At 61.6% G+C, this 22,332-nt stretch carries 23 protein-coding genes; 8 read left to right on the top strand and 15 right to left on the bottom strand.

What is annotated here, in order from left to right:
- The first annotated feature begins 6 nt into the window (after positions 1 to 6).
- Entirely contained in the window at positions 7 to 696 is a 690-nt protein-coding gene (locus VK92_RS36710; protein ID WP_048028434.1) for a DUF3142 domain-containing protein, read from the top strand.
- Between the two features lie 42 nt (positions 697 to 738).
- On the opposite strand, the gene VK92_RS36705 is transcribed toward VK92_RS36710, so the two are convergent.
- Both VK92_RS36705 and VK92_RS36700 read right to left on the bottom strand, forming a co-directional pair.
- Positions 739 to 1,113: a gamma-glutamylcyclotransferase family protein gene (locus VK92_RS36705; RefSeq protein ID WP_021157883.1), complete on the bottom strand. Its 375-nt coding sequence runs from the start codon at positions 1,111 to 1,113 to the stop codon at positions 739 to 741.
- Positions 1,114 to 1,169: 56 nt separating this feature from the next.
- Positions 1,170 to 1,820, bottom strand: a complete 651-nt coding sequence (locus VK92_RS36700; protein WP_048028431.1) for a LysE family translocator — start codon at positions 1,818 to 1,820, stop codon at positions 1,170 to 1,172.
- Positions 1,821 to 1,985: 165 nt separating this feature from the next.
- Between VK92_RS36700 and VK92_RS36695 the strand changes: the two genes are divergently transcribed.
- Positions 1,986 to 2,906, top strand: coding sequence for a LysR substrate-binding domain-containing protein (locus tag VK92_RS36695; RefSeq protein ID WP_048028430.1), 921 nt, complete (start codon positions 1,986 to 1,988; stop codon positions 2,904 to 2,906).
- Between the two features lie 127 nt (positions 2,907 to 3,033).
- Here the strand turns inward: VK92_RS36695 and VK92_RS36690 are convergent, their stop codons facing one another.
- From VK92_RS36690 to VK92_RS36680, 3 genes are all read right to left on the bottom strand, one after another.
- A complete protein-coding gene (locus VK92_RS36690; RefSeq protein ID WP_021157880.1) occupies positions 3,034 to 3,870 on the bottom strand; it encodes an alpha/beta fold hydrolase in 837 nt (278 codons plus the stop codon).
- A 351-nt stretch (positions 3,871 to 4,221) separates the two neighbouring features.
- Positions 4,222 to 4,929, bottom strand: coding sequence for a pirin family protein (locus VK92_RS36685; protein WP_048028429.1), 708 nt, complete (start codon positions 4,927 to 4,929; stop codon positions 4,222 to 4,224).
- 83 nt (positions 4,930 to 5,012) lie between these two features.
- Positions 5,013 to 5,777 (bottom strand): SDR family NAD(P)-dependent oxidoreductase, encoded by a 765-nt coding sequence (locus VK92_RS36680; RefSeq protein ID WP_021157878.1) that lies wholly within the window; start codon positions 5,775 to 5,777, stop codon positions 5,013 to 5,015.
- 141 nt (positions 5,778 to 5,918) lie between these two features.
- Here VK92_RS36680 and VK92_RS36675 point away from each other — a divergent pair, with 141 nt between their 5' ends.
- From VK92_RS36675 to VK92_RS36665, 3 genes are all read left to right on the top strand, one after another.
- Positions 5,919 to 6,836: a LysR family transcriptional regulator gene (locus tag VK92_RS36675; RefSeq protein ID WP_021157877.1), complete on the top strand. Its 918-nt coding sequence runs from the start codon at positions 5,919 to 5,921 to the stop codon at positions 6,834 to 6,836.
- A gap of 161 nt (positions 6,837 to 6,997) precedes the next feature.
- Positions 6,998 to 7,495, top strand: a complete 498-nt coding sequence (locus tag VK92_RS36670) for an alpha/beta hydrolase fold domain-containing protein (protein ID WP_269434870.1) — start codon at positions 6,998 to 7,000, stop codon at positions 7,493 to 7,495.
- A gap of 33 nt (positions 7,496 to 7,528) precedes the next feature.
- Complete coding sequence (locus VK92_RS36665; RefSeq protein ID WP_048028428.1) at positions 7,529 to 7,933, top strand: nuclear transport factor 2 family protein; 405 nt, start codon at positions 7,529 to 7,531, stop codon at positions 7,931 to 7,933.
- 351 nt (positions 7,934 to 8,284) lie between these two features.
- Here the strand turns inward: VK92_RS36665 and VK92_RS42255 are convergent, their stop codons facing one another.
- A complete protein-coding gene (locus VK92_RS42255; protein ID WP_131723299.1) occupies positions 8,285 to 9,256 on the bottom strand; it encodes a hypothetical protein in 972 nt (323 codons plus the stop codon).
- 571 nt (positions 9,257 to 9,827) lie between these two features.
- Positions 9,828 to 10,604 carry an FRG domain-containing protein gene (locus VK92_RS36650; protein WP_048028423.1) on the bottom strand — a complete coding sequence of 259 codons (777 nt, stop codon included), beginning with the start codon at positions 10,602 to 10,604 and terminating at the stop codon, positions 9,828 to 9,830.
- Positions 10,605 to 11,319: 715 nt separating this feature from the next.
- On the opposite strand from VK92_RS36650, the gene VK92_RS36645 reads away from it, so the two are divergent.
- Positions 11,320 to 13,419 (top strand): AAA family ATPase, encoded by a 2,100-nt coding sequence (locus tag VK92_RS36645; protein ID WP_048028422.1) that lies wholly within the window; start codon positions 11,320 to 11,322, stop codon positions 13,417 to 13,419.
- A gap of 191 nt (positions 13,420 to 13,610) precedes the next feature.
- Here the strand turns inward: VK92_RS36645 and VK92_RS42250 are convergent, their stop codons facing one another.
- From VK92_RS42250 to VK92_RS36625, 4 genes are all read right to left on the bottom strand, one after another.
- Positions 13,611 to 14,603 (bottom strand): hypothetical protein, encoded by a 993-nt coding sequence (locus tag VK92_RS42250; protein WP_131723298.1) that lies wholly within the window; start codon positions 14,601 to 14,603, stop codon positions 13,611 to 13,613.
- A gap of 354 nt (positions 14,604 to 14,957) precedes the next feature.
- Positions 14,958 to 15,737, bottom strand: coding sequence for an AbiU2 domain-containing protein (locus VK92_RS42245; protein ID WP_131723297.1), 780 nt, complete (start codon positions 15,735 to 15,737; stop codon positions 14,958 to 14,960).
- Between the two features lie 134 nt (positions 15,738 to 15,871).
- Positions 15,872 to 16,447: a chloramphenicol phosphotransferase CPT family protein gene (locus VK92_RS36630; protein WP_048028415.1), complete on the bottom strand. Its 576-nt coding sequence runs from the start codon at positions 16,445 to 16,447 to the stop codon at positions 15,872 to 15,874.
- 177 nt (positions 16,448 to 16,624) lie between these two features.
- Positions 16,625 to 17,455 (bottom strand): oxidoreductase, encoded by an 831-nt coding sequence (locus tag VK92_RS36625; protein WP_048028414.1) that lies wholly within the window; start codon positions 17,453 to 17,455, stop codon positions 16,625 to 16,627.
- A gap of 94 nt (positions 17,456 to 17,549) precedes the next feature.
- Between VK92_RS36625 and VK92_RS36620 the strand changes: the two genes are divergently transcribed.
- On the top strand, positions 17,550 to 18,521 hold the full coding sequence (locus tag VK92_RS36620) for an AraC family transcriptional regulator (protein ID WP_048028413.1): 972 nt from the start codon (positions 17,550 to 17,552) through the stop codon (positions 18,519 to 18,521).
- Here VK92_RS36620 and VK92_RS36615 read toward each other — a convergent pair.
- From VK92_RS36615 to VK92_RS36600, 4 genes are all read right to left on the bottom strand, one after another.
- Entirely contained in the window at positions 18,490 to 18,732 is a 243-nt protein-coding gene (locus tag VK92_RS36615) for a hypothetical protein (protein ID WP_048028411.1), read from the bottom strand. The two genes, VK92_RS36620 and VK92_RS36615, sit on opposite strands and share 32 nt — an antisense overlap.
- Before the next feature lie 36 nt (positions 18,733 to 18,768).
- Positions 18,769 to 19,458: an NUDIX hydrolase gene (locus tag VK92_RS36610; RefSeq protein WP_048028409.1), complete on the bottom strand. Its 690-nt coding sequence runs from the start codon at positions 19,456 to 19,458 to the stop codon at positions 18,769 to 18,771.
- Positions 19,459 to 19,739: 281 nt separating this feature from the next.
- Positions 19,740 to 20,945 carry an MFS transporter gene (locus tag VK92_RS36605; protein WP_048028408.1) on the bottom strand — a complete coding sequence of 402 codons (1,206 nt, stop codon included), beginning with the start codon at positions 20,943 to 20,945 and terminating at the stop codon, positions 19,740 to 19,742.
- Positions 20,942 to 21,307, bottom strand: a complete 366-nt coding sequence (locus VK92_RS36600; RefSeq protein WP_048028406.1) for a RidA family protein — start codon at positions 21,305 to 21,307, stop codon at positions 20,942 to 20,944. The genes VK92_RS36605 and VK92_RS36600 overlap by 4 nt, the downstream gene beginning before the upstream one ends.
- A gap of 139 nt (positions 21,308 to 21,446) precedes the next feature.
- On the opposite strand from VK92_RS36600, the gene VK92_RS36595 reads away from it, so the two are divergent.
- Positions 21,447 to 22,265 (top strand): TrmB family transcriptional regulator, encoded by an 819-nt coding sequence (locus VK92_RS36595; RefSeq protein ID WP_048028403.1) that lies wholly within the window; start codon positions 21,447 to 21,449, stop codon positions 22,263 to 22,265.
- The last annotated feature ends 67 nt before the right edge of the window (positions 22,266 to 22,332 follow it).

The following is a 22,332-nucleotide window of genomic DNA, read 5'->3' as shown; positions in this document are numbered from 1 at the left end:
ACGTGTATGGCGCTGCTGCTGGCCGGACGCGTCGCGCTGGCCGGCACCGTCGATGCCGCGCAGTACGACACGTTCTGGCTGTGGGCGGGCGTGAAGCCGCAGGCGGTCGTGCGCGGCGCCCGCGCCGTCTACGTGCTGCAAGGGCAGATCGAGGCCTCCCCGCGCGACGAGTCGCAAGTACGCGTGATCGCGCAGGGCGTCGCGCTGCCACCCGCGCCGCATGCGCGCGTGTGGCTCGTCTATCGCGCGCATACGCTGCGCTGGACGCCGCGCGTCACGCAGATCATGCTCGCGCAACTCGAACGCTGGCGGGCGTCGGGTCGCACGATCACCGGTATCCAGATCGACTTCGATGCACGCACGCGCCACCTGCAGGACTACCTCGAATTCCTGCGGACGCTGCGCGAGACGCTGCCCGCCGATTGCCGGCTGAGCATCACGGGGCTGCTCGACTGGAGCAGCCGCATCGATACCGACCAGGTCAACCAGCTCAGGGGGATCGTCGACGAAGTCGTCGTGCAGACCTACCAGGGCCGCCGCACGATCCCCGACTATGCGGACTACCTGCCGCGCGTCGCGCGGCTGCAATTGCCGTTTCGCATCGGCATCATCCAGGGCGGCGAATGGGATGCGCCGCCCTACCTCGCGGCAAACCCGTGGTTCCGCGGTTATGTCGTGTTCCTGCGCAACGGGTAGCGGGAAACACGCGACGACGTCGATCGTTCCCGTGCCCCGGATTCATTCCGGGCGCGGCGAGCCCGCATCCACGTACACCCACGCGCTGACGCCCGATTCCAGCAACACGCGATCGCGGCGATACGCGTCGACTTCGTAGTCGTCCGCGTGCTGCAGTTCCTCGCGCGTGATCGCGAACACGGTGCCCGTGACGCGGTCGCCCGGTCGGCCGGTATAAGCCACCACCGGATGATGCGTCTTCCCGCTCGTCGCGACCACCTCCGGATCGTCGATCTTCAGCATCGTCATCGCGTAACCGGGCATCGCATCCTCGCGACCGTCGAGCCTGCGGCCGAAGGTGGCGAGCTGCACCGGTTCGAGTTGCAGCGTGCCATAGGAAAAGAGGTGCTCGGAGAAAGTCGGAGCGGCGCTGGACATGATTGAACTCGACAAAAAACAGGACAAACGAAACGTCACGCAGATCGTCCGCTGGCTTACGCACCACCCGCGATCGCGCCGCCGAGCCCGGCAAGCGCAATCACGAGCAGCGCACCCGCCGACGAGGCCGTGATCCATCGTTGCTTGCGGTGAATCAGCGGATGGTTGATCGCGGCCATGTAGCCGGTCATGATCGTGAAATCGACCGCGATCCACAGCACGGCCAGGATGGCCAGGCTCACGCGGGAATCCGGCGTGATGCCGACGAACTGCGGAAAGAACGCGACGAAGAACAGCAGGTCCTTCGGGTTCGCGATGCCGACGAGAAAACCACGCACCACCCCCGGCAAGCGCCACGCCTGCGACGCCGGTTCGCCTGGCGCGGCACCGTTGGCGCCGCGCGTACGGCCGGCGCGCCATTCGCCGAGCAGCGTCCGGACGGCCAGCACCGCGATGAAGACGCAACCCGCCACGTGCAACCCCGTGAGCAGGCGATCGCTGACGAGCACGACGCCGAACACCATCAGCATCGCCCCCGCGATCATCACGAGGCTCGCGGCATTCGCGCCCACCGCGGTCAGCATGCCCTGGCGGAACCCGCGCCGCGCGACGGTGCCGACCACGAGCATGACGACGGGGCCGGGCGTCGCGATGAGCAGCACGATCGCGGCGAGATAGGCGAACAGCAGCGGGTAATGGAGTGCCATGACAAAAAGTTGTTGGATGGATCGACGCGCATGCGCGCTACGATGGCATCATCGGGATTCAGCGCGGCGGATTGCACGGTTTTTTGCAGTATCGCGTGCCCGGCCCGCTGCTGAAAAACGGAAAATCCTGTCGAATGACATGAGTTTTATTCATATTCAAGCCCCGTGAAGGCCAAACCGCTCCCCCCTGTCTACGCGTTGCGCGCATTCGAAAGCGCCGCGCGCACCGGCTCGTTTACGCTTGCCGCCGAAGAACTGAGCCTCACACAGAGCGCGGTGAGCAAGCACGTCAGGACGCTCGAGGCCTACTTCGGCCGGAAACTGTTCGTCCGGCGCGGCCCCAGGATGACCGTCACGGCGGAAGCGCAGATTTTCGCGTCGGGCCTGCGGCGCGGCTTCCGGCAGATCGAGGAAGCCTGCATGCTGTTCCAGTCGCAACGCGACGTGCTGCGGCTCAAGGCGCCGTCCACGCTCACGATGCGCTGGCTGCTCGACGCGCTGGCCGCCTTTCGCGACACGCGGCCCACATTCGAGGTGCAGATCGCGAGCGTGTGGATGGATGTCGACACCGTCGATTTCTTCAGCGAATCCTACGATTGCGCGATCCTGCTCGGCACAGGCAAGTTCGGCGAGGCCACGCAGTGCGTGAAGCTGTTCGACGAATGGCTGATTCCGGTGTGCTCGCGTGCGACCGCGACGGTCGCACGCACGAATCCGGCGGCGTGCGAGCTGATCCACCCGTCGCCCGACCGGCGCGACTGGCGCCGCTGGCTCAAGGGCAGCGGCCACGACCTGGACGTGGACATCACGCGCGGGCAGGTGTTCGACATGCTCGAACAAGGCATCGCGGCGGCCATCGCCGGCCACGGCATCTCGATCGGCGATCTCGCGCTGTGCGCGACGGCAATCGACGAGAAGCAACTCGTGCTGCCGTTCAAGACGGCCGTCAATACCGGCGACGCGTACTACCTCGTCTGGCCGGACGACTCCGGCAAAGCCGCGCAGGTGCGCGAACTCCTCGCGTTCCTGGAAGGCCGGATGCCGCGCCTGACGTTTCCGGGCATCCGCTTCAACGGGCCGGGCTGAATCCTGCGGCCGCCTGGGCGACGGTGCAACAGGCGCTGACGGGCGCTACCGGCCACGGTTACCGGGTGCCGCCAGCCGTCCAAAAACGACGCAGCCCGCCGAAGCGGGCCTGCGCCGAGCGTCACCGTTACGCCTGCACGAAAGCCAGCAGGTCGGCGTTGAGGACGTCCGCGTTGACCGTCAGCATCCCGTGCGAATAGCCCGGATAGGTTTTCAGCGTGCCGTTCTTCAGCAGCTTGATCGACTTCAGCGCGGCATCCGCGATCGGCACGATCTGGTCGTCCTCGCCATGCAGCACGAGCGTCGGGACGGAGATCGACTTCAGGTCTTCGGTCTGGTCCGTTTCCGAAAACGCCTTGATGCCTTCGTAATGCGCTTTGGCGCTGCCTTCCATCCCCTGCCGCCACCAGTTCCGGATGACGCCCTGATGCACGGTTGCACCTTCGCGGTTGAACCCGTAGAACGGGCCGCTCGGGACATCGAGGAAGAACTGCGCGCGATTGTCGGCGAGCGCCTTCCGGAAACCGTCGAACACCTCGAGCGGCAAGCCTTCGGGGTTCGAATCGGTTTTCAGCATCAGCGGCGGCACCGCGCTGACCAGCACCGCCTTCGCGACGCGGCCGGCCGGTTCGCCGTGCTTCGCGACGTAGCGCGCCACTTCGCCGCCGCCGGTCGAGTGGCCGATATGCACCGCATTGCGCAGGTCGAGCGCTTCGACGACCGCGAACGCATCGGCCGCATAGTGATCCATGTCGTGGCCGTCCGACACCTGCGCCGACCGGCCGTGGCCGCGCCGGTCGTGCGCGATCACGCGGTAGCCCTTCTGGACGAAGAAGAGCATCTGCGCATCCCAGTCGTCGCTCGACAGCGGCCAGCCATGGTGGAACATGATGGGCTGCGCGTCCTTCGGGCCCCAGTCCTTGTAGAAAATCTCGACGTGATCCTTCGTTGTGACGTATGGCATCGCGATGCTCCTGTGACGTGGATGAACATGGCACTCTGGCCGGGAGCCATTATCGGACAGTATTGTTAAACGATGACGCCACGATGCAAGCGAGCGTCGGCAATCCGGTCAACGTGAGCGCTACCCCGAAACGCGAACGACGGCGCTGCGTCAACTGTACAAGGCTGGATTGGGCCAAATAGACAGCGTTAGATCGGCTGACTCGGTTCGGCCCATCTCCGCCACAGGCAACGTCAGTATCAACGTCTGCAGTTCACCCCAAAACAGCCACCCAACGCTCACAGGCGCGTTTTCCCGAATGCAGAAACAGCAATGAATGGGGCTGCGGCACGCCCTGATGGAGCCGTTGTCCTAGCGTAAGAGCTCGACAATCACGACATCGGTGTCGTCTCGCGCCCTCAACACGAGCCGCGTTTCATTGCGAACGGCAATGCCATCGCGTTGCGCCAGCCTGATCGGCCCTACGTCCAGTCGCCCATGATCCGCAACCAGGTAAGCCGAACCGGGCATCGGCAAAACGTGCTGCATTGCCGTGCCTTCGCGCAGCGTCGCGATACGCAAACGTGCGTCGGCGTGAATGGGCAATGCGCCGGCGCGGACATCCTCCGGATCGCCGCTCGCCAGCGTAACGAATCGGCCCTCGCGACATCCGGGCGAACAGACGCGCGTCGAGCAGCGCGGTGTACCGGCAGGTGTGTGCGGACGGAGCCAGATCTGGAACTGCCGCGCGGGTATGTTTTCCTCGTTGCGCTCGGCATGATGGATCGCCGTGCCGGCACTCATCACGTGGACGCAGTTGGCAACCAGGCGCGCGCGATTGCCCGCATCGTCTTCGTGCGTGATGGCCCCCGAACGTACCCACGTGACGATCTCGACGTCGCGGTGAGCACGAAGCCCGAGTCCCGCGTGCTGCGCGAATTCGATGTCGTTCCACATATGGAGCGGACCGAGCGGCGCATGGTCGGCGTGCCCGACGTCGCCCGCGCGGAAATGCTGGCGGACATCGACGCCGTCGCGCCGGATTGCGTCAAGCGAAGGAAAAGGCCGATGTTCAATCATGACGATGCTCGATTCCAGTGCGCCGGGCGTGGATCGCGATCGTCGAAGACCGCGTCCACCACACCCCGCGTGCTCAGCCTGGCTCAGATCTGCTGCTGGCCGCCGTCGACGAACAATTCGATGCCGTTCACGAAGCTCGCGTCGTCCGAGGCCAGGAACAGCGCCGCGCCGGCGATCTCTTCCGGTTCACCGAGGCGCCCCATCGGAATCAGGGAAGCCAGGTAATCGGCAAGCCCTTGCCGTTGCGCGGCGTCGTCACCGGCGAGGTCGAGCAGGCCGGGCGTGCGAGTCGCGCCCGGGCTGATCGTGTTCACACGGACGCGGCGCTCCTTGAGGTCGAGAATCCAGCTGCGTGCAAAGGCACGCACCGCCGCTTTCGAAGCCGAATACACGCTGAACGCCGCGGTGCCTGCGCTACCCGCCGTCGAGCCGGTGAGAATCACCGATGCGCCCTCGGCAAGCAGCGGCAGCGCCTTTTGCACCGTGAACAGCACGCCCTTCACGTTTCGGTCGAAGGTGTCGTCGTAGTGCGCTTCGGTGATGCTGCCGAGCGGCAGCATCGAGCCGCCGCCGGCGTTCACGAACAGCACGTCGAGGTGCCCCTGTTCTTCCTTGATTTGCGCATACAGCGCGTCCAGCTCATCCAGCCTGGTGGAATCCGAACGTACGCCGGTCGCCTTGCCGCCGGCTTCGCGAATGCCCTGCACGGCGGCATCGAGTTCGGCCTGGCGGCGGCCCGTGAGATAGACGTGAGCGCCTTCCGCCGCGAAGCGTTGAGCGGTGGCGAGACCGATACCGCTGGTTGCGCCGGTGACGAGTGCGATCTTGTTGTCGAGTTTGCGTGCCATGGTGATTCTCCTTGCGGTTGGTAAGTGGGTCACTGCGTTCGGTGTTGCGTACTGCGATGTGTGGAGAATATCGACGGCCCGATCTTTTCGAAATAGAATTAATCGCAATCAAACGTTGCATAAATGAAATGATGAGGGGAAATGGCTCAACTACCTGATTTCGAGGGGCTGGCGATGTTCGCGAAGGTGGCCGAGCACGGGTCGTTTGCGGCTGCCGCGCGTGCGACGGGGGTGTCGGTCGCCACGGTCTCGCGCGGTGTCGCCCGCCTGGAGGAGCGGTTGGGCGCACGGCTGTTCAATCGCACGTCGCGCCAGCTCTCGCTCACCGAGTTCGGCCGGACAATCAGCGAGAAAGCGGGCGAGATCTATCGACAGGCCGAGGAAGCGGAAAGCTCGGCGCGCGAAATGTCGGTGCAGCCGCGCGGGCTGGTGCGTCTGGCCGTGCCGATGTCGTACGGGCTGCGCTGGGTTGCGCCGCTGCTGCCGGGCTTTTTTCGCGCTTATCCGGAGGTCTCGATCGACCTGCATCTGTCGGATGCGTCGGTCGATCTGGTCGCCGATGGATTCGACGCCGCGCTGCGTATCGCCGCGCTTCCGGATTCATCCCTGGTCGCGCGGCGGTTGTGCGCAGTGACGCAATTCGTGGTGGCGTCGCCGGAATATCTGAGGCGTGAAGGACGGCCCACGCATCCGCGCGAACTGGCGGATCGTCCTTGTCTCTCGTACGCGTACCGCGCGCGTAGCGCTGTATGGCGCTTCACGAACGACCGAGGCGAAGAGGAACCGGTGATGCCGACGGGCCCGCTGCGCGTGACCAATTCCGATGCGCTGCTGCCGACGCTGCTCGATGGCCTGGCGATCGCCGAGCTGCCTGAATTCATCGCGGGCGAATACCTGGCCGATGGCCGCCTCGAGGCGATCCTGACCGACTGGTCGCTGACGAAGGGCGGTCTTTATTTCGTTACGCCGTCGGCGCGCGCGCGGCCCGCGAAAGTCGCGGCGCTGTCGGATTATTTTGCCGAGCACCTTTCCGAGCCAACATGGCGGTGGCCGAAATGATCCATCGGCGCAGTTGATCAGCCGGCGTCCATCGTTGCATTCATGCAATGATGGATTTCAAACGATTCTATTTCGACAATAACGTCCGATCCGTATTCTCCTTTCCACCGGCTGCACGACATTACGTCGCAAGCCACTCGACCAGGCAAAGGAGAATCACGATGAACACGCAAGTCACACCGAACACGCCCGATACCGCGACGGTTGCCTTCCTCGACGCGCTGAACAGCGCCACCGGCCCGGCAATCCGCTTCCAGGGCCTCATGTGGCCGGTGGCCGACCACGCATTCGACAATGCCTCGTACGACGCCTTCGCCAATGGCTACTTCCTGAGCCGCGACATGACGAAGTGGTTCTGGAATGCGTACACGATCGACGAAGCCGAGCGCAACGAACGCTATGCGTCGCCGCTGCGCGCGTCGCTCGACGAATTGAAGGGCTTGCCGCCCGCGGTCATCCAGACGGCGCAGTTCGCCGTGCTGCGCGACGAAGGCGAGGCATATGGGTATCGGCTCGACCAGGCGGGCAACGACGTGACGACGACCCGGTACAAAGGCACGATCCACGACTTCGGCCTGCTCAACGTGCTTTCTGCCGACGCACCGACGCGCACTGCCGTGCAGCAGATGGCGACTGCGTTGAAGACGCGTCTGCAATGAATCGCATCCTTTCACGCCTTTATCGAGCCGATCATGAACAACGCCAAACAACTGCTTTTCGCTTACCTCGAATCGATTCGCGACCCACGCGCAGCCGGCGCACTGTTTGCCGACGACGGTGTGCTGGAACTCCCTTATCTGAAGTCGCTTGGCATTGACGAGCGAGCACAGGGGCCAAAAGCGATCGAAGGCTTCATCGCCTCGCTGCTCGCGAAAGTGCCGGATTTTGCGTTCCGACACGTGCAGCTGCTGATCGAAACGCCTGAGCAGGTATTCGCCGAATATGAAGTCGAAGCGCTCGTTCCATCGACGGGGAAAATCTATCGCCAGTTGTACGCAGGGCGGCTGGTGGCACGCGACGGCAAAATCCTGCTGTTGCGCGAAGCACTGGATACGATGGCTGCGGCACACGCATTCTCGACGGCGCAGCCCAATTGAAGAGATGACGATGAAAGGCCGCTCGATCAATCGAAGCGGCCTGCCGATGTTTCATCCCGGCTGGTCGAACGCGGCTGGCGGCCGCACTACAACGCGCGAGCGGCGCAGTTCGGCCCCGCCCAGCCGTTCGAGGCCTCGGCAACAGGATGCCCGAAGTCAACGCACAACGGCCGACCGTCCCAAGATATAGGGCGCGTCGCGGGATCGCGGAGAGGTTGCGCGATGCCGCTGCGACGTGCTCTTCGCCATGTGGCGCGACGGCGTCCTTTTCCGACTAAAACGCGCCCCTAATGCTGGACGACCACACCCCGCCGCGGCTCACGGATCATCGTGATCTCTTACAGCCTTGGATCATCGGCGAGCGGGTTTTGTCTGCAGGACCGTGAGTCGTTCCTCGTTATCTTTCATTCGAGAATGTACCTCGGCGGCCTGACTACCGAGCCTCAACCTGAGTTCATCGCGCAGCTTGTCAAACTTGACCCAGTCCTTTTTGCCGTTGACCCACCAGTCGATGATTTTCGCCTCGTCGGTCAGTCCCCAGTCCTTCTTTTCCGCTTGCGGAGCGTTTTTCTTGCGTTCCCGGTATGTCTCAATCCCCTTGACGATCTCAACGGTGGGCACAGAGCGAAACTCCCAACATCTGCCGTCCAACATGGCCACTACTGGATTAACGCCATGCGCGACTTTAAGCCGGCAAAAGATGTAGGCGTCGGCCCAAAGGCGCTTTTCGACCACGATGGGTTCGCTTCCCCCATTTCGATCCCAACCTTGGTGCGTTTCAACGCCGAAGCTTGACGACTCGACGATCGTTCCGGAGGAGTCCAGCAGCGCTTCTTGGGACTTCACTTCAAGCCAGTACGTCGTGCGGAGTTCGGCAAAGTTGTCTGGGTCCCAACTGTCATCAGGACACCACTCGAAATCGACGTGATCCATGACTCTGCGTGTCTTGACGTTTTCATCGTCGCGTGCAAACAGTGCCGATTTAACGAGGAATTCAGCGAAGTCGCCTCTTATCGTTGCTGCATGAATATCGGAGTACGCCCATTTCCAGAAGTCCCCGATTGTTAGGTCCCCTGTGCTGGAGGTCGAACCACTAACGCTCGAACTGTTGAGCTGTTCAGCGCCCAAACTAGGATCGCCCGAGCGCAAATTGGTGATAGGCGTGGCGATGTCTAACTCGGTAGCGAGGACACCACCGTGAGATCCCTTCTTACGCGTCGCTGGTACATCCTTTGCCTTCGCCTCGGGACCTGATGCATCTGTCGAAAGGGGCCCTGCTTCTGAAAGTTTTGCCATGTTTTGGGAATCTGTCTGTCGTTGCATTGCATTTACCTTCCCGCCTGCGGCTCGGCCTGGTCGAGCAAACTTCCGAACTCGGCAATGCGCATCCCAGTCGCCAGGCCAGCATCGCTTTCGGACCACAATGTCGTCTCGGTAATCCTATTGAACTGCGGTGACATTTCTGCAATGTCGGCTCTGACGCATGAGGAAACCAAGATGCCGTCGCACCGTCCAACCATTACAGCCTTCTGAAAGCGAAGCTGGTGACGCCCGATTCATCGTATCAAGGCCTGACGAAGCCTCGGCTCTTGTGGCTGCGACCGCGTTGACAGACGCATGTCGCTTTTTGGTGATCCGTCGAATCGCTTTTGAGGCCTCGGGGTCGGTGACGGTGGGCAAAACAGCCTCCACAATCCAGGCGGCTTCGTCTGCCTCGATCAATGTGCGAACCGCGTCTTTGTCGGCCTGAGCTATCCACGATCAATTCAGCTTATCCGCCTTGTAGAAGAGTCTCTTGTCCAAAGTACGGCAGTTGCCCCCTCTTTTGCTGTTGCCGAGGATCAGTTTCATCATTCCGGCCGAATTCTGATGCAGAGCACTGACGCTCGGGCTGTCAGAGGAGTGGTTGCACGCGCGTTTGAAGTTCGTCCTGCGGGTACTGATGGCTCCACTTTACGAAATCTGCAACGCCGCCCAAGTCAGGAAACAACACTGAGGGATTCACGCCTGCCTTTGCAAGTTGCACCCGGATCTCACCGAAAGCACTCGCTGGGATCGTGACGTAGTAAAGCCGATTCTTATAGTCACGATTGGTCTCCAATGATACAAACGCAGGCGACTCCCTGTTTCCGCCGTGGTTACGGTGAAGGGTGAACCATCCGTCCTGCGCAGTAATGCGCCGGGTGATGTGTCGCGGGCGAATAACGACGGTACGGTTTATCGCCAGCGGTGGTGAGTTGCGCTCCGCGTCGCGCATCAGATTCTCTGGTTCATAGGTCAGAATCCATACGGCTGCCGCCGTCTGCGTTTTCGCAGGCTGCTTAATGGCGAACCAGAGCGCTATTAGCGCGCTGCCCGACCAGTCGAGCATACGAGTGGGCATGCCATGATGCTGTGCAATCGCCAACCAATCTGCGTCGCCCAGGTCACTGGGCGGCGAATCCAGGTATGGGATCGCCCGGCGTTTGAATTCTTCCAGCATGCTCGTCTCTTCGCGCAGCGAAACGGAACGTCCGAGGCGCGCGATCGCGGGCTTCAGCGGCCAACTGGAATCACTTTGGCCGCGGTAAAGCGTGCAAACTTCGCCGTTGAGCTTGCCATCGATCGCCGCGAGGAACTCGGCGAGGTTACGGGCATCGCCGAGGTGCTTCGCATAGCACTTCTTGTCCATGTTCTGCACTTTCCATTGAGAAGGTTGCTTGCCTGACTCTAGGCTGGCTACGGCGCACCGAGGGCGGAATTCATTATCGCGGATTTCATCGATGAGCACCCTGCGTCCGCCTGGCTAACGCGCCTTGAGCACGGGTACGGGATTACGGAATGGCAGGTTCGTCAGTCCCATATATCCGGCAAACAGATCAAGAAAGTGGAGAGTACTCTCGAATGCACGTGCGACGAAGCCATGCGCGAGCATGCGATAAGGGAACTCCGGCTGGACAGACATATCCGGCGCAACCAAATCTGCCCTAGAGTGTAATTTTTCGCGGAGGCCAGCCGGCAAACCCGAAATTCATACGCGCCCAGACGCTCGAAGGTCGGTCTTCTGGGAAGCATTCCGGACGACCGTTCCTGGCCGGAACCCAGCCGGTTGCCGTCCCAACGACCCGCGACGGGCTCAATCCGACCCTGAGCGGTCGCTCGCATCGTAGGCTAGGATAACCGCTTCGGTAGTGGAAACAGTTAATCACAGTCGATACCCAAACGAATGCCGTGATGAATCTGCAACCGATTACAATGCACCGCTATTCCGCAAAGTTTCGCCACTGCAAGAAAATGGTGCGGGCCAACGCCACCGCAAGCACTCTGTCCATACGCCCTATTATCATCTTCAACTAGGGCGCAGGACTCGATTGCGCGTACAAATCAGCAACCTCAACGGGGGTAGGATGAAGTTGATCAAGTACCGGGTAACGAATTTCCGTTCCGTGAAGGACAGCGGTGATATTGACGCCGGCGATGTTGCCGCGCTGATCGGCGTCAACGAATCAGGAAAAACGAACCTATTGCTTCCGCTCTGGAAGCTCAATCCTGCCCGCGAAGGCGAGATTCAACCAACATCGGACTATCCGAAGACGATGTTCGCAGACGTGCGTTCCAAACCGGGAGACTATCAGTTCATCAGTGCCGACTTTGATGCCAGCTCTCTCAAAGATAAGCTGGTAGCGCTCACGAAACTGGATGCTGAACAACTGAAGGTTGTGCGTATTGGCAGATACTTCGATGGGGAATATACAATCTCGTTTCCGCAATATGTGCCTAAGACAACGGTCGTCACCTCGGAGATCAAAAGCGAGTTGATGGGTTTAGCCACGGCCGTCGAGCGAACAGACCCGCTCAAGAGCGAAGAGCATCTGAAGTCGACGATCGTTGGCGCTGTTCACGCTTTGGCCGAGTCCATCAGTCAAGACTGGACGGCTCACGACCTCGATGCCGCGATCGTATCACTGACGAAGTTGCTACCAGACCAACCAGCCAAGACGTCGACGATCGTTCCTCGCATACAGCAGACGATCGACGTCTTAACCGCATGGTTGTCCCAAATCAGGTCGTCTGCCCCCGAAGACATTGAAGGAGTTTCAGATCTTGTCTTGGCAGCGCTCCCAAAGTTTGTTTACTACTCCAACTATGGGAACCTGGACTCGGAGATTTATCTCCCGCATGTGGTTCAGAATCTCGAGAGAAAGGATCTGGGCGCCAAGGAGGCCGCGAAGGCCCGAACCCTCCGCGTGCTGTTCAGCTTTGTTCGCCTCCAACCCAAGGAGATACTGGAGCTTGGCCGCGACTTCAAAGACCCGAGCAATCAAGGTCGGCAGCCTAGTCAAGACGAGATTGCGGCGATCGCTGAGCGCAAGCGAGAGCGCTCCATCCTGCTACAGTCTGCGGGCACGACATTAACCAAGGAGTTCAAGTCGTGGTGGAAACAGGGCGACTACCGCTTCCGATTCGAAGCGGACGGTGATCACTTCCGCATCTGGGTGTCGGATGACCGGCGCCCAGAAGAAGTCGAGCTTGAGAATCGCAGTACAGGGCTGCAATGGTTCCTGAGCTTCTACCTCGTGTTCTTGGTCGAGAGCCAAGGCGACCACGAAGACGCCATTCTACTGCTTGATGAGCCAGGCCTATCCCTTCATCCCCTCGCCCAGCGTGATCTATCAGCCTTTTTCGATGGATTGACCAAGACCAACCAGATCATCTATACGACGCACTCACCTTTCCTCATCGATCCCGATCGGTTGGATCGAGTGCGGAAGGTCTATATTGCTTCGGACGGCTCGACCGAGTCCTCGCCAAATCTGCGTCAGTCGGGTGCAGACGCGGCACAGGCTGGGGCGGCATATGCCGTGTACTCAGCACTTAATCTGAACGTCGCTGAGAGCCTGTTGCTGGGCTGCCGCCCAATCGTTGTGGAGGGGGCATCCGATCAGCACTATCTGACGATGATCAAGGCGCTCCTTATTGGCGCGGGGAAGATCAAACCTAGCCGCGAGCTAGTTTTCCCGCCCGCAGGTGGGACCAAGACGCTGAGGATCACTGCTGGAATATTGACTGGACGTGACGAGACTCTTCCGGTCGTTCTGTTGGATGGTGATCAGATGGGCACCAGAATGGCGGCAGAGCTGAGGAGCGGCCTCTATAGCGGTGAAGAGAAGAAGGTGCTATTGACTGATGACTTCGCTGGCTTCAAAGGATCGGAGCTAGAGGATTTGATTCCTCAGCAGCGATTCGCGGAAGCCGTGGATCGCGTTTTTCGCAGTTCGGAACAGGCGTTTTCGGAAGTCGCGTCGATGGGCAAGCCCATCGTGCCGCAGGTCGAGGCTTGGGCTACGCGTGAAGGCATCGAACTCTCGCCTGGTTGGAAGGTAGAAGTTGCTAAGCGCGTGAAAACTGTCTTGCTGTCCAAGGGGATCGGTGATATCGAGGGCGATCTGATTGAGCGATGGGTACAACTCTTTGCGGAGTTTGAGCCTTCTGTACTGACCAATTGAGGTTCATTTCGCTTGGTGCCTCTAGGCTGATACTTCAGTCGCACAGGGGCAAGGTTGCTCTCCCATCTAGCGCATCCCGTAGTTCCACCGGATAAACTACCCGCCCATAGCCGGCAGTCGTCCGGTGCATCGACGGGTTGAATCCGCAAGGTGCAACGGCCATTCGCCTAACGCTTCGTCAGTGACGCGTTCTATTTGCTCTCTAACTTCAGTAGGCCTAGCGTCGTTATGTCGAAAAAGGCTTTCAAGGCAGCAGCCAATGCGACATGCTGCTGAAACCATGGAGTCTCTATATCGAACGTCTGCGACGCCAACTGCCGGCCCCGAAGCTCCGCACCGGCACGACTAAGTCCGAAGCTCAGGAACGACTCGAGAAAATCGTTGTCGTTATCGTCGAGACCGAGCAGGGTCCTGACGTGAGACACGCTCATTCTACTTTCGCTGGGGCGGCTGTCTGCACGATCTTGCCTGATCGACTCGCGTGCAAATGTCTGAAGCTTCTCAGTGAGCGTAGCTCCGCCATCGACGCTTTCTGGATTGCTATGAAAAGTAATATCGGACTGGGTAGTAAAACAATAACTGTGCTTGAGATCCTTGACCTGAATATGAGGCGGGATCGAAAGCAACCCGCTGAAAATTGGTAGCCGGCATCGCTCCTGCCCATTGACGTCCGCCACTCGCACGGAGATCATTGACGACGCAGAATAGTTATCGCACCCCATAAGCGTGCACGCAAGCGCGCAGCATTGACGTCGAGTAAGCGGTTCGTGGAGATCAAGTTCCATTCGAGTATGGAACGTCGGCGCTACGTAAGCAACGGCGCTCGGATTCAGCTTCCACATGTGATGCAGCACGTTGTGTTGCCATGCTTTAGAATTCTTTTTTTCGGTGGAATCAGATGGCACTCTCAAACTGAAGCTGTAAAAAGGCGCCAATGGCCATTTTTTGCCCGCCGCGAAATTCTGTCGCCTTTTATACAGTGGACCTTTGGTCAGAAAATCACTCGTCTTAAACTGGCAATAGAACGGAGTGAGCCCAATAATTTTTGCGTCGTAGCCTTTTAACCTTTCTTCGCTCGGTGAAATTTTGAGCATCCTGTACAAATTCCCAGTCGCATAGGATTCGTGAACGAGGAGGCGTTGCACATACAATTCAAGTTCGCTTTCGAGAAATTCACTTTTCATGGGTTTTTATTAGTTCAGTCCAGAAGCGCAGACTTTACACCTTACCGGATAGAAAGAAAAGACATTCCTAGATCTGCACCCAGCCTTATTGAACAACAGTTATAAATTTAAAAAACGACATAATCGTGCCGGCACCCAATGTCCGATAAGGCCGATGGATCCGCTATCGGTGTTGGCAGGTCTAGTGACCACTTCCGATGTGCTCCCGAAGCTCGAATGTTCAACCGAGTCATCGAGTGACCGTCGCTTTCGGGCCGAACCTAGCCGATTGCCGTCCCAACGACCCGCGATGGGCTCAATCCGACCCATAGGGGTCGTTACGGGTTCCCGGAAGCGAACATCCATCGTGCGAATTCACCGGCCTTGGCTGCGTTTCGCGCGGGGCGGGTTCCCGCCTACGGCTGCACTGGCAAGTTGACGCAACATATGTTCGGCTTCATGCACCATGCGCTCTTGAACGGCGGCTCGATGCCCTGCCGCTGACGGGATGACTCGAATACGGGCGACGGAGAAGCGTCGAGGACGAAGCGTGGGTTTTTCCCCATTAAAAAAGAGCTGCCAGAGCGACTCATAAAACGAGCTAATGAAAACAAACAACTGCTGAAGCTCGCGAATGTTTGTCTTCGCAAACAACGCGTCGACCTTGGAACGCTCGGCAATCTCCATGTGAGCGAATACTTTATGACGCAAGTCTCGGTAGTTTGAATCGTAAATTTTTCGCCTCTTCTTTACGTGAGCACGAAGCCGGCGGAAATCTTCGGGAGTGGGCTCATAGGCGGCCGCGACATACTCTGCAAGCCATTTCGGAGGATTGAGTGCCGCGCCTTGCTTCCGAGCCGCAAGAGATTGCTTGGAAAACAGCTGTGGATTATTTTCGGCATGCCGTAGCACGCGGTCGATGTTGTGTGGACTATTCTGATCAAATACGCGGCCGAGAGCAATAATGGCGGCCGATTGAAGTCCGGCGAGAGTCGCATTCCAGAAGAGCGGCGTGCTATTAAGGGCACAGTAGACCGACGGATCCTCGCTCGCTACAGCGTGCAGTGTTAGATATGCATAGAAAAACTGAGCGCCGGCTTCCGCTTCACGGCGGAAGATTTCCAACTCACACTCAAATTCGCTTTCTATGCTCATATATAGGTAGCACAACATCCGAGCAGAGGCCACGCTTGATGTGATGGCCTCGGCCAGAGGTTCGTCCGTCGATTATCAACGATCTAGGCGATGGCGTCGAACGTCTCAAACTGGCCGAAACCTATCCATCCGGGCTACTGGAAAAACCGCTGGTGCATCTTCGCGAATGCAACAGGTGTCGGTCGGGTTTGCAACCACTCCAGGACCTGCTGACCACATTCGACACCGTTCGAAGATGATGTGTCGACAACGTAATCATAGTGCCGGTTAGCGTGAATCGAGTGAAACTGAGACTCGGCCAGTCCGATCTTACGATCGCCACGGGCCTGTTCGCGCTCGATTAGAACTTTAAGCGTACAAGAAACGCCAATAATAAGTACCGGTAGCTCGACCAGATCTTCAAGCATGTAGCGCCACGCATCGGACGAGAGAACATGATCAACGATCACCGCCTGACCGTGTCTGGAAAAAGTGGCGGCCGTGGCATTGATCGCCCGACACAGGGCTGCTACGCGAATCTCTACCAACGGTTTCTCGACGTCCCAATAGTTGGCAGGCTCCATGCTCCGGAATACATCAAGCTCAACGTGCAAAGGACGCTCGTCCAGGTTCTCGCATAGATATCTGGACAATGTGCTTTTGCCCGAGCTGCTCGGACCGTTAAGTACGACGATGCCACCCGGGGGGCGCAGCGTTTCTCTAATTTGCATTTAGGAACCTGTCGACGGCATGCGAACGCACGAAGCCAGTCAATTGTCGTCCAAGTGACGCACGGTGTCGAACGTTCGCTTCTGGCCGATCCCGCCCCCTGACGAAGCAACAACGAAGCAATCCCAGACCCGACCTGACGCCGACTGCCTGACAGCTCACATCTCGACTTACGCCCTTCAACCATCCGTCGATACCGTCACCGCCTCCCACGCCCGGATTTCCTCGTCCAGCGCCGCGAGTTTGCCGCGCACGAGCCGCAGCGCATCGCTGCCGAGCAGCAGATGGGCCGGCGGATGTTGTGCCGCAACGACGGCGAGTATCGCCCGCGCCGCTTTCACCGGATCACCCGGTTGCTTGCCGCTCTTCTCCTCGCGCGCCTGGCGAATCGGGTCGAAGATCGCGTCGTAATCGGCGATCGAGCGCGGCGTGCGCACCATCGATCGGCCGGCCCAGTCGGTGCGGAACGAACCCGGCGCCACGGCCGTCACCGCGATGCCGAACGGCTCGAGTTCCTTGCCGGCGGCTTCGGAAATGCCTTCCAGCGCGAACTTGCTGCCGCAGTAGTAAGCGATGCCCGGCATCGTGATGTGGCCGCCCATCGACGTGATGTTGAGGATGCGCCCGCGCCGCCGCTCGCGCATGAACGGGACGACCGCCTTCATCATCGCCACCGCGCCGAATACGTTCACGTCGAACTGCCGGCGCATCTCCGCGAGCGGCGCTTCTTCCATGATCCCTTCGTGCCCGTAGCCGGCGTTGTTCACCAGCACGTCGACGGGCCCGACGTTCGCCTCGATTTCGGCCACGACACCGTCGATGCGATCGAAATCGGTCACGTCGAGCACGCGCGCGAATGCCCGCGCGGACAGCGCTTCGAAAGCCTGCGCCGCCTGCGCGCTTCTCACGGTGCCGACCACCGTGTGACCTGCGGCAAGCGCCTCCTGCGCGAGCGCGCGGCCGAAGCCGCTGCTGACGCCGGTAATGAGCATGAGGTTTGCGGATGCCATGTGAGCTTCTCCCGAATGTCGATTGGAGCGTGCATACTAGTCTGACGAACCCCGTCGAATAAGCCAGATTCCGCTGATTTTCTTGCACAAAACTATGAGCCTCGAGCCAGCCTCTGCCCAATCCCTGTCGCTGCCGCCGCGCGACCGGAAGCGCCTGGTGACGCTGCTGCGCGCGCTGGCGCCCGACGAAGGCTACAACCTGACGGCACTGCCGAGCGTGCGCATCCTGCGTTCGAACCGCGCGCTGTCGCGCACGCCGGTACTGTACGACCCGGGCATCGTGATCGTGTGCCAGGGCTGCAAGCGCGGCTACTTCGGCGGCGAGCGCTATCTGTACGACGAGCATCACTACCTGGCGGTGTCCGTGCCCGTGCCGTTCAGCATGGAAACCGACGCCACGCCCGAGCGCCCGCTGCTCGCGCTGTATCTGCACCTCGATTTCACGATGGCCGCCGAACTCGCGGCACAGATCGACCGCGAAGGGATCGCGGAGCCCGTGCAGGCGCCCAGGAGCATGATGTCGACGCCGATGGATGCAACGATGCACGCGTCGGTGCTGCGTTTCGTCGAGGCGATGGGCCGGCCGCTCGATGCCGCGGTGCTCGGCCCGGCGCTGCTGCGCGAGTTGTATTTCCGCGTGCTCACCGGTGCGCAGGGCAGCGCGATGCGCAGCGCGCTGGCGATGCGCGGGCAGTTCGGCCGGATCGGCCGATCGCTGCGCGTGATTCACGCCGATTACGCGCAACCGCTCGACGTGCCGCAACTGGCCGACGCTGCCGGCATGAGCGTGCCGAGCTTTCACAGCCACTTCAAGGCAATCACGCAGGTATCGCCGATGCAGTACCTGAAGTCGACACGCCTGCATCAGGCGCGGTTGCTGATGGTGCGCGAGGACCTGACGGCGGAGGCGGCCGGCTACGCGGTCGGTTATACGAGCCCGTCGCAGTTCAGCCGCGAATTCAAACGCCTGTTCGGCCTGACGCCGGCGAAGGAAACGCAGCGCATGCGCGAGAGCTTCGCCATTCCGGCGGCATTCAACGATGCGGTGTTCGTGTCGTCGCATTGAATCGGGTACCGCGCCAGGCCCGCGCGCCGCATGTCGTCGGCCACATCCGGCCCCGCTGCCGATAGATGCGCGCGACGCTCCCGAAAAACGACAGCGCGGCGATCGCGCTGTCGAGTGCGGACATGAATACGCCGACCAGAATCGCAACGGCCGCAAAATAGCGGCGAGGGATGTCGAATCCGTCGTCGCCGAACGTTTCCGCGATCTCCATGAATCACCCTTGCCGGACGCAGGCCCGGTGCATGCACTAGTCGCGACGCGCCGGCTCGCCGTGCGCGGCATCGCGTGCCAGGCCCGCGAGCGAATTCAGGATGAAGGCCGTCACGCCCCAGATGTCCTGCGTCTGCTCCGCCCAATACCACGCGCCCATGCGTTCGCCGTCCGTGTATTGGCGCGGCAGATCCGGATTCAGCAGCGCGGCGAACGGAAACTCGAAGATTTCCGCGACTTCCGCGGGCGCCGCCTCCCATGTCGCCGTTTCCGGCACGATGCCGATCACGGGAAAGATCGCGTGGTGGCGCTTTCTGGTTTTATGGATCGGCAAGCTGCCGACCACTCGGACCGCGCCGGGCGCCAGGCGGATCTCTTCGAACGCCTCGCGCAACGCGGTCGCGCCGATATCGCGGTCGGCCTCCGCCGGGCGTCCACCCGGAAAGCTCACGTGCGACGAGTATTCGCTGAGAGTCGACGCGCGCCGGGTCAACAGGATCGTCGGTTCGCGCCGCGCGACGATCGCGACCAGCACCGCCGAGAATTTCCACTGCCCGTCGTTGTCCGCGAGGAATTGCTTCGCCGTCGCCCAGTCGGTGCCGGCAGGAATGCCGTGACCTTCGACGCCACGGACGATCGCTTCCAGCGCGGCCTGCGGCGAGCCGGCTTCCGCGTGCGCGCCTGCCAACCCGGCGCCGATATTCACGACGCCTCTGTCTGGTTCCATGTCTGCCTCCTGCGTGCGGCACCTGCACACGCTGCACGACACTGAACCCGACACGTGTTGCATGGGCACGGCGTCGTTGCGGTCGATCCGGTGAACCGGTGTTCGCATGCGATCGCAAATGACACGCGCGGGTGCGCGACTGTCTGCTCCGGCTTAAAGACATCCGCCAGCGTTGCGGATGATTGAATGCCGAAACCCGATCGCCGTCGATCAACGGAGAAACCGATCATGCACGAAAAAGCGGGATTCCGTTCGACCTCGCGCACACGTCGCGTCCTCGCTCAGGCGACGGATGTCGGCTCGCTCCGCGCATCGATGCGCGCCGATGCGGTTCCGATCCACCCGGCCGCCGCGATGGCCGCTGCCGCCACGATCATCATCGCGCCCCACCCGACCCGCGCGTTGAGCAGCCCGGCCGCGACGGCACCGCCGGCACCGGCCGCGTAGTACAGCGTCAGGTACGCTGCGCTCAAGGCCCCGGCCCGGGCCGGCTGAATCGCGACGACACGCGTCTGGTTCGCGACCTGCGCGGCAAAGCAACCGGCATCGAACAACGCCAGCCCGGCAGCCAGCCATCCGGGACGTCCGAGCGCAACGGCAAGGAGCAAGGTCGACACGGCCGCCACGACAAGCCCGCCCCGGATGACCGCGCGATCGCCGAATCGATCGGCGAGTTTTCCGGCAACGCGCGTCACGCCGAGGCCCAGCACGCCCGCGAGACTGTATGCACCGATCGCGGCGGCACCCAGGTTATACGGCGGCTCGGCCAGACGAAGCGCGAGCCCCACCCAGACCAGGTTGAACGCGAAGAACCAGAGCATGCCGGCGCAGGTACGACGCCTCAACGGCGCACTGTCGCGCAGCAACCGCGGAATCGCACCGATCGCGTTCGCACGGCCGGGCAGCCCTTCCGGCCGGCCGCCCGGCAACAGCACCGCAGCGCCGACGGCGGCCAGCGCAACGCATCCGGCCAGCACGAGCAACGCGCCGCGCCATCCGCACCATTGCGACAACACGCCGCCCGCGAAACGGCTCAGCAGGATTCCCGCGGAAATGCCCGCCGACACGGCCCCCATCGCCACACCGCGCCGTTGCGGATCCGCGTGTTTTCCGGCGACGGCGCTGCATTGGGCCGCCACCGTGGTTGCCGCGCCCACCAGGAAAAACGCGGCGTCGAGCACGAACGGCCCGGGCGACAACGACGCGCACGCGAGCAACAACGCGAGCGCGCCCATCTGCATCGAGACGAGCACGCGCGGGCTGAAGCGGTCGACCAGCGGCACCAGCACGGCGAGGCCGACCAGATAACCGAGCATCGTCACGGACGCGAGCGCCGCCATGCGCGACGCCGCCACCCCGAACTCGCTCGCGATCGCCGACAGCGACGGCTGCAACGCATAGCCGTTGGCGATCGCCACGCCGGCCGCCAGCGCAAGCACGGCCGTCGCGGTGCGGGACAGCGGCCCGCGGTTGCCGGCGACGGTCATGCCGCGGGCCTGACCGCGATCGCCTCGACTTCGACCAGGATCTCCGGATCGACGAACGGAAGCGCATGCACCAGCGAAAACGCCGGCCGGATTTCGCCGTAGATCTCCCCGTGCGCGCGTGCGGCGGCTTCCCAGTTGTCGAAGTCCGCGACCACCAGGCGGCTCTGGACGACGTCGGACAACGAGAACCCGCTGTCCGCCAGCACCCGGTCGATCGTCGCCAGCGCATCGCGTGTCTGCGCGTACACGTCCGCGCCTTTGCCGGCCGTCCCCGAAATGTAGATGGTGTTGTCGACGACCACCGCGCGCGAGTAGCCGACCTTGGGCTCCCACGGGGAGCCGGTGCTGATCCGTTTTCGCATGTTGAAGATCTCTCCAGTCAGGTTGAGAAGCGTCGCCTACTACTTGGGTAGTAAGTCCGAGCGATTGTATACTACTCCAGTAGTTAATCAAGCAGGCCCATGCAAGTCGCCGTGGGCGCAAGAGCCGGAGCCGATACACATGAGCGAAAACACGGAGCTGATCACGTCGTTGATCCGGCTTGGATTCACCCAGTACGAAGCGCAGGCCTACGCGGCCCTCGTCGGGCAGGCCGCGCTGACGGGGGCGGAAGTCGGCCGGCGCGCCGGCATGCCGCCTTCGAAGATCTATGAAACGCTGGGTCGCCTGGAGGCGCGCGGTGCGGTGCTCGTCAACCGTTCCGAGCCCGTCCGCTACGCGGCCGTGCCCCACCGGTCGTTGCTCGAGGATTTGCGCAAACGCTTCAATGCGGATCTCGAAACGGCCGCGGGCGCGCTCGACCGGCTGCCGGTTCAACAGGAGCCGGGGCTCGTCTGGTCGCTGAGCGGGCGGGAAGCGATCGCCAGCGCCTTCGCGCGCGTCATCGTCAATGCGAAAACGCAGATCTTCGCGGGCGTCTGGGACGAGGAGATCGACGCCCTCGGGCCGCTGCTCGAGGCCGCCGCGGCACGCGGCATCGACACGCACGTGGCGATTTACGGCAATCGCACGCTCAATGGGCCGCGCCACTACGACATGGCCAAATGCGGTGCCAGCGCGCGGCTCAGGCTGTCCGGCCGCCGGCTCGCCGTCGCCGTGGCGGACACCACCGAGGCCGTGGTGGCGGAATTCGGCGATCATTCGCCCGATCACGCCACCTTGACGACCAACCCGGTCATTGCGCTGCTCGCGGTCGAGTACATCAAGGCGGACGTGAGCGGGCGCGTGTTGATCGACGCGATGAGCCCGGCGGAGTACCGGAAAGTCCTGAAGCATCCCGACATGCAGGCGATGCTTGCACCGCTCGACAACGCGAGCTGACCCATGCGACCCTGCACGGCTGCCCGCGCGGAGTGCATCGCGCGGCGCGCACTCCACCCCGGTACGT

This window comes from Burkholderia sp. LK4, assembly GCF_001043615.1.
In the GTDB taxonomy this organism is placed as follows: Bacteria; Pseudomonadota; Gammaproteobacteria; order Burkholderiales; family Burkholderiaceae; genus Burkholderia; species Burkholderia cepacia.
This window is presented reverse-complemented; position numbering and strand designations above follow the sequence as displayed.

What these genes read in the sequence shown, in the direction of transcription:
- VK92_RS36710 (WP_048028434.1), top strand. Translation starts at nt 7, where the DNA reads ATGGCGCTGCTGCTGGCCGGACGCGTCGCGCTGGCCGGCACCGTCGAT.
- VK92_RS36705 (WP_021157883.1), bottom strand. Translation starts at nt 1,113, where the DNA reads ATGTCCAGCGCCGCTCCGACTTTCTCCGAGCACCTCTTTTCCTATGGC.
- VK92_RS36700 (WP_048028431.1), bottom strand. Translation starts at nt 1,820, where the DNA reads ATGGCACTCCATTACCCGCTGCTGTTCGCCTATCTCGCCGCGATCGTG.
- VK92_RS36690 (WP_021157880.1), bottom strand. Translation starts at nt 3,870, where the DNA reads ATGCCATACGTCACAACGAAGGATCACGTCGAGATTTTCTACAAGGAC.
- VK92_RS36685 (WP_048028429.1), bottom strand. Translation starts at nt 4,929, where the DNA reads ATGATTGAACATCGGCCTTTTCCTTCGCTTGACGCAATCCGGCGCGAC.
- VK92_RS36680 (WP_021157878.1), bottom strand. Translation starts at nt 5,777, where the DNA reads ATGGCACGCAAACTCGACAACAAGATCGCACTCGTCACCGGCGCAACC.
- VK92_RS36675 (WP_021157877.1), top strand. Translation starts at nt 5,919, where the DNA reads ATGGCTCAACTACCTGATTTCGAGGGGCTGGCGATGTTCGCGAAGGTG.
- VK92_RS36670 (WP_269434870.1), top strand. Translation starts at nt 6,998, where the DNA reads ATGAACACGCAAGTCACACCGAACACGCCCGATACCGCGACGGTTGCC.
- VK92_RS36665 (WP_048028428.1), top strand. Translation starts at nt 7,529, where the DNA reads ATGAACAACGCCAAACAACTGCTTTTCGCTTACCTCGAATCGATTCGC.
- VK92_RS42255 (WP_131723299.1), bottom strand. Translation starts at nt 9,256, where the DNA reads ATGCAACGACAGACAGATTCCCAAAACATGGCAAAACTTTCAGAAGCA.
- VK92_RS36650 (WP_048028423.1), bottom strand. Translation starts at nt 10,604, where the DNA reads ATGGACAAGAAGTGCTATGCGAAGCACCTCGGCGATGCCCGTAACCTC.
- VK92_RS36645 (WP_048028422.1), top strand. Translation starts at nt 11,320, where the DNA reads ATGAAGTTGATCAAGTACCGGGTAACGAATTTCCGTTCCGTGAAGGAC.
- VK92_RS42250 (WP_131723298.1), bottom strand. Translation starts at nt 14,603, where the DNA reads ATGAAAAGTGAATTTCTCGAAAGCGAACTTGAATTGTATGTGCAACGC.
- VK92_RS42245 (WP_131723297.1), bottom strand. Translation starts at nt 15,737, where the DNA reads ATGAGCATAGAAAGCGAATTTGAGTGTGAGTTGGAAATCTTCCGCCGT.
- VK92_RS36630 (WP_048028415.1), bottom strand. Translation starts at nt 16,447, where the DNA reads ATGCAAATTAGAGAAACGCTGCGCCCCCCGGGTGGCATCGTCGTACTT.
- VK92_RS36625 (WP_048028414.1), bottom strand. Translation starts at nt 17,455, where the DNA reads ATGGCATCCGCAAACCTCATGCTCATTACCGGCGTCAGCAGCGGCTTC.
- VK92_RS36620 (WP_048028413.1), top strand. Translation starts at nt 17,550, where the DNA reads ATGAGCCTCGAGCCAGCCTCTGCCCAATCCCTGTCGCTGCCGCCGCGC.
- VK92_RS36615 (WP_048028411.1), bottom strand. Translation starts at nt 18,732, where the DNA reads ATGGAGATCGCGGAAACGTTCGGCGACGACGGATTCGACATCCCTCGC.
- VK92_RS36610 (WP_048028409.1), bottom strand. Translation starts at nt 19,458, where the DNA reads ATGGAACCAGACAGAGGCGTCGTGAATATCGGCGCCGGGTTGGCAGGC.
- VK92_RS36605 (WP_048028408.1), bottom strand. Translation starts at nt 20,945, where the DNA reads ATGACCGTCGCCGGCAACCGCGGGCCGCTGTCCCGCACCGCGACGGCC.
- VK92_RS36600 (WP_048028406.1), bottom strand. Translation starts at nt 21,307, where the DNA reads ATGCGAAAACGGATCAGCACCGGCTCCCCGTGGGAGCCCAAGGTCGGC.
- VK92_RS36595 (WP_048028403.1), top strand. Translation starts at nt 21,447, where the DNA reads ATGAGCGAAAACACGGAGCTGATCACGTCGTTGATCCGGCTTGGATTC.